Origin of the sequence: Mesorhizobium sp. M2A.F.Ca.ET.042.01.1.1 (assembly GCF_003997405.1) — a bacterium.
Classification (GTDB): domain Bacteria; phylum Pseudomonadota; class Alphaproteobacteria; order Rhizobiales; family Rhizobiaceae; genus Mesorhizobium.
Window position 1 is genome coordinate 1 of record NZ_RZRX01000390.1, and the last position, 3,926, is coordinate 3,926.

Annotated in this window: 3 protein-coding genes and 1 pseudogene; 3 read left to right on the forward strand and 1 reads right to left on the reverse strand. The window is 65.4% G+C overall.

The annotated features are described in order from the left end of the window. Nucleotides 1-43: 43 nt before the first annotated feature. From EOA23_RS32375 to EOA23_RS32385, 3 genes are read left to right on the forward strand one after another with little or no spacing between them, the layout of a single operon-like run. A complete protein-coding gene (locus EOA23_RS32375) occupies nt 44-964 on the forward strand; it encodes a sugar ABC transporter permease (protein WP_127307066.1) in 921 nt (306 codons plus the stop codon). Beyond that, entirely contained in the window at nt 964-1,821 is an 858-nt protein-coding gene (locus EOA23_RS32380) for a carbohydrate ABC transporter permease (RefSeq protein WP_127307067.1), read from the forward strand. The genes EOA23_RS32375 and EOA23_RS32380 overlap by 1 nt, the downstream gene beginning before the upstream one ends. 19 nt (nt 1,822-1,840) lie before the next feature. After that, a complete protein-coding gene (locus EOA23_RS32385) occupies nt 1,841-3,832 on the forward strand; it encodes a glycoside hydrolase family 127 protein (RefSeq protein ID WP_127307068.1) in 1,992 nt (663 codons plus the stop codon). Between the two features lie 9 nt (nt 3,833-3,841). On the opposite strand, the pseudogene EOA23_RS36745 reads toward EOA23_RS32385, so the two are convergent. Then, nucleotides 3,842-3,926 (reverse strand): annotated as a pseudogene (locus tag EOA23_RS36745) (EEP domain-containing protein); the annotation flags it as partial.

Below are 3,926 nucleotides of genomic sequence, written 5' to 3' on the forward strand. Positions count from 1 at the left end.
CTCAAGGGGGAGGGGGACGCCGCGCCCAACGGATGAGAACGAAATGGCTTCCATCGCCGCCACCTCCGCCCCCGCCCGCTCACGCGCCAGCGCCAGCCTGCGGCAGTGGGTGGGCCTGCTCTACGTCCTGCCGGCCGTCGCTTTCGTCACCGTCTTCTTCGTCATCCCGCTCGGCATGACGGCCTGGATGTCGCTCAACAACTGGCCGCTGATGGGCGAGCATGCCTTCATCGGCTTCGACAATTATGTCGCGATCCTGCGCGACACGCGCTTCTGGAACGCGCTGAAATTCACCTTCTACTACACGGTGATCGTCACCATCGCGATCTTCGCCGTCGCCTTCCCGCTGGCGATCTTCATCGAAAAGCCGCGCCCGCTCACCAATCTCTACCGCACCGCCTTCTTCATGCCGGCGGTTGTCGGCTTCGCTTCGGCGAGCCTGCTCTGGTCGTGGCTGCTCAACGTCGATTCCGGCCTGTTCAGCCCGGCCGCCTACGACCTCGGCCTGACCGAAAAGAAGGTCAATCTGCTCGCCACCTTCCAGCCGGCCTTCTGGTCGATCATCGCAATGGTGGTCTGGAAGGTCGCCGGCTTCACCATGATCATCCTGATGACCGGCCTGCAGTCGATCCCGCAGGATCTGCAGGAGGCCGCCGTCATCGACGGGGCAGGGTCGTTCGCAAGGTTCAGGGCGATCACCCTGCCGCTGATGCGCCGCACGCTGGCGCTGGCGCTGATCCTGTCGGTGGCGGGCTCGATCTTAGCCTTCGACCAGTTCTACATCATCCTGCGCGGCGGCCCGCGCAACCAGACGCTGACGGCGGTCTACTGGATCTTCAACCAGTCCTTCGTCTCGTTCAAGCTCGGCTATGGCGCGGCACTCTCCATGGTGCTCTTGGCCATCCTGGTGGCGCTCAGCCTCATCCAGCTCTGGCTGCTGCGCAAGCCCGAGGGGCTGGACTGATGGCCGAGGCGATGTCGCAGAGCCGCAAGGCCGCCTTCAGCCTCGCCAGGCATTCGACCGGCATCATCGCCTCGGTGCTGTTCCTGGCGCCGATCGTCTGGACGGTGCTGTCTACCTTCAAGCCGGCGCAGGAAGCGCGCCAGCCGCCGCTGCCGCCCTGGCCGACCACCGGCTTCTCGGTCGAGAACTACGAGACGCTGAACGCCTTCGGCGATGGGCTCTGGGCCTCGGCGCAGAACAGCATCTATGTCTCGGTGATGACGGTTCTGCTCTCGGTGCTGGTCAGCGTGCTTGCCGGCTACGGCTTCTCGCGCTTCCGCTTTCCGTTCCGGGATTTCTTCTTCGTCCTCATTCTGTCGACGATCATGATCCCGTTCCAGTCGATCCTGACGCCGATCTTCCTGGTGCTGACCAGGCTCGGCCTGCACAACACGCTGACCGGGCTGGTCTGCGTCTATGTCACGCTGCAGCTGCCCTTCTCGATCTTCATGATGCGCAACGCCTTCGACGCCGTGCCGCGCGAGATCGAGGAGGCGGCGCGCATGGATGGCGCCAACAACGTCACCATGCTCGTCAAGGTGATGCTGCCTTTGGTCTGGCCGGGCGTCGTCACCATCGCGCTGTTCGCCTTCCTCGGCGCCTGGAACGAGTTCCTGGCAGCACTGGTGTTGATGACCGACCAGTCCAAATTCACCCTGCCGGTGATGATGACCGCGCTTCAGTCCGGCCGCTTCGGCGCCATCGACTGGGGCGCCGTGCAGGCCGGCGTCACGGTGATGATGGTGCCTTGCCTGATCCTGTTCCTGGCGCTGCAGCGCTTCTACATCCGCGGCCTGATGGCCGGGGCCGTCAAGTAATTCGAATGGAGTGACCCTCATGACCGCATCGCAGCCCGCCGCGCAGACTGGCACCTCCGCCAGGCCGAAGCTCGCCTTCCGGCCGCTTCCCGTGCCGCAGGTCGATGTCCGCGGCTTCTGGGGCGACCGCGTCGACGCGGTCGCCGCCAGGACGGCCGGCATCCTCTATGACCGCTGCGTCGAAGCGCGCATGCTGGAGCAGATCGATCCGGACCGGCCCTCGCCAGGCGTCGTCATCCCGTTCCATTCGCCGTCGCCCGACGAGGCCGAGGGGCAGGGCGCCGAGTTCACCGGCTCGACGGTGACGACGCAGATGTTCTGGGATTCCGACTGGGGCAAGACCATCGAGACCGCCGCCTATTCGCTCTACCGCCGCCGCAACCCGGAGCTGGAGCAGAAGATCGACGCCGTCATCGACATATACGGAAAACTGCAGCAGGAGGACGGCTACCTCTCCAGCTGGTATCAGCGCATCCAGCCCGGCCTGCGCTGGACCAATCTGCGCGACTGCCACGAGCTCTACTGCGCCGGCCATCTGATCGAGGGCGCGGTCGCCTACTTCCAGGCGACGGGAAAGCGCAAGCTGCTCGACATCATGTGCCGCTACGCCGACCACATCGCCTCGATGTTCGGCCCGGAGCCCGGCAAGAAGAAGGGCTATTGCGGCCATGAGGAGATCGAGCTGGCGTTGGTCAAGCTGGCGCGGGCGACGGGCGAGAAGAAATACATGGAGCTCGCCAAATATTTCATCGACCAACGCGGGCAGCAGCCGCATTATTTCGACGAGGAGGCGCGCGCCCGCGGCGCCGATCCGAAGGCCTATCACTTCAAGACCTACGAATATAACCAGTCGCACAAGCCGGTGCGCGACCAGGACAAGGTCGTCGGCCACGCCGTCCGCGCCATGTATCTCTATTCAGGCATGGCCGATATCGCGACCGAATATGGCGACGACACGCTGCGCGTGGCACTCGACCGGCTGTGGGACGATCTGATGACCAAGAGCCTCTACGTCACCGGCGGCCTCGGGCCGTCGGCGCACAATGAGGGCTTCACCAGCGACTACGACCTGCCCAACGAGACAGCCTATGCCGAGACCTGCGCCTCGGTCGGCCTGGTGTTCTGGGCAAGCCGCATGCTCGGCATGGGCCCGAACGCCCGCTACGCCGACATGATGGAGCGGGCCTTGTACAACGGCTCGATCTCCGGCCTGTCGCTCGACGGCTCGCTGTTCTTCTACGAGAACCCGCTGGAGAGCCGGGGTGGCCATCACCGTTGGAAATGGCACCGCTGCCCCTGCTGCCCGCCCAATATCGGCCGCATGGTGGCCTCGATCGGCAGCTATTTCTACGGCCTCGCCGACGACGCGCTGGCCGTCCATCTCTATGGCGACTCGACCGCCCGCTTCGAGATCGCCGGCCGCCAGGTTACCCTGGTCCAGACCAGCAACTATCCCTGGGACGGCGCCGTCGCGATCGAGGTCGGGCCGGATGCGCCGGTTGCGTTCACGCTTCACCTGCGCGTGCCAGCCTGGTGCCGCAAGGCGGCGCTTCGGATAAACGGGAAGCTGGTCGATCTCGAGGCGGCGACGGTCGACGGCTATGCCGCGATCCGCCGCGAATGGCGCGAGGGCGACACGGTCGAGCTCGACCTCGAAATGTCGATGGCGCGCCTCTTCGCCAACCCGAATGTGCGCCAGGACATCGGTCGCGTGGCGCTGGCGCGCGGCCCGCTGGTCTATTGCGTCGAGGAAACCGATAATGGCGGTGGGCTGCACCGCATCGCCCTGCCGCGCGAGGCAAGGCTCGAGGCCCACAAGGAGCCGAACCTGCTCGGCGGCGTCGTTACCCTTTCGGCCATCGGCAGCAGGGCCGAGACGGAAAACTGGGGCGCCGATCTCTACCGCCCCGAGCCGCCGGCGACCGAGACGACGAAGCTCATGGCAATTCCCTATTTCGCCTGGGACAATCGTGAGCCCGGCGAGATGCTGGTCTGGCTGAGGGAAGGGTAGGGCGGCAATCTACAGATGCACGAAAGCCGTCAGCGGCAGATGGTCGGAGGCGACGCGCGACAGCGGCGTGTCATGCGCCTCGACGCCTGAAACC